The organism is Haloferax sp. Atlit-6N (assembly GCF_003383195.1).
GTDB classification, from domain to species: domain Archaea; phylum Halobacteriota; class Halobacteria; order Halobacteriales; family Haloferacaceae; genus Haloferax; species Haloferax gibbonsii.
This window is the reverse complement of the sequence record NZ_QEQJ01000038.1, coordinates 1-777: the sequence shown is the minus strand read 5'-3', so window position 1 is coordinate 777 and position 777 is coordinate 1. Positions and strand designations below refer to the sequence as shown.

Genomic DNA, 777 nt, shown 5'->3' with positions numbered 1-777 from the left:
ATCGGCAGCGTGTACCAGCCGGCCAACCGTCGAAAGGGCAGTCCAGCGAGTCCGTAGACCACCAGTACGGCTCCGTACAGTCCGGCCAAGAGCGCGAGACGGTCGAACACCGTAACCGCAAGTACGAGTGCACCGACGACGCCGACCTTCGTCCATGGATTGACGCGGTGTAACGGTCCGTCTCGCCGCTCGGCAGACGCCGTGATGAGCCGCGGGTCAGGAACGTGGTTCGAGAGTGTCGTCACGGTTACCGAGCTGGGCGTTCTCCGTCCTTGAAGCCGCCGTAGCGGTCGACGTAGACGTACACTCCGATACCGAACACGACCAACACGAGGACGAGCGCACCGAATTCGAGCATCATTCCGCCGTTACGGATGGGGCCGGCGACAACGATACCGCGGCCGAAGTCGACAAGCGCCCCGCCACCCTCCTGCACACCCCGCTGGAGGGCTTTCGCAGAGCGCTTGGCCCACGGAACTGCGCCACCGGTTGTGGTGAATCCCCAGTACCCAGCGGCGAGAAAGACAGCGAACAGACCGGCGAGCCCGCCGTACTGCTTCCAGCGCTGCATCAGGCCGTCACCCCGGTCGGCTCCTCCTGGGTGTCACGGTCGGCGAGGCCGACGAGGTCGGGGCGGACGGACGCGAGGAACTGAACGATGAATCCCGTCAGGATACCCTCGATGACTGCGACGCCGAGGTTGAGCCCGACGAGACCAGCGACCGCGATCGTCAGGTCACCACGCGGCAGCGCGCTCCCGTTCACGCCACTGACGAC

Annotated in this window: 2 protein-coding genes and 1 pseudogene; all 3 read right to left on the bottom strand. The window is 65.6% G+C overall.

Features of this window, described 5'->3' with window-relative positions; translation table 11 throughout:
• Nucleotides 1-245, bottom strand: a pseudogene (locus DEQ92_RS24480) (cobalt ABC transporter permease); the annotation flags it as partial.
• 2 nt (nucleotides 246-247) lie between these two features.
• A complete protein-coding gene (locus tag DEQ92_RS21015) occupies nucleotides 248-571 on the bottom strand; it encodes a cobalamin transport operon protein (RefSeq protein WP_115821728.1) in 324 nt (107 codons plus the stop codon).
• On the bottom strand, nucleotides 571-777 hold a 207-nt coding region (locus DEQ92_RS21010; protein ID WP_199522953.1), incomplete at its 5' end, for an energy-coupling factor ABC transporter permease. The genes DEQ92_RS21015 and DEQ92_RS21010, both read right to left, overlap by 1 nt.

Coding starts and splice junctions, on each gene's coding strand:
- DEQ92_RS21015 (WP_115821728.1), bottom strand. CDS start 571: ATGCAGCGCTGGAAGCAGTACGGCGGGCTCGCCGGTCTGTTCGCTGTC.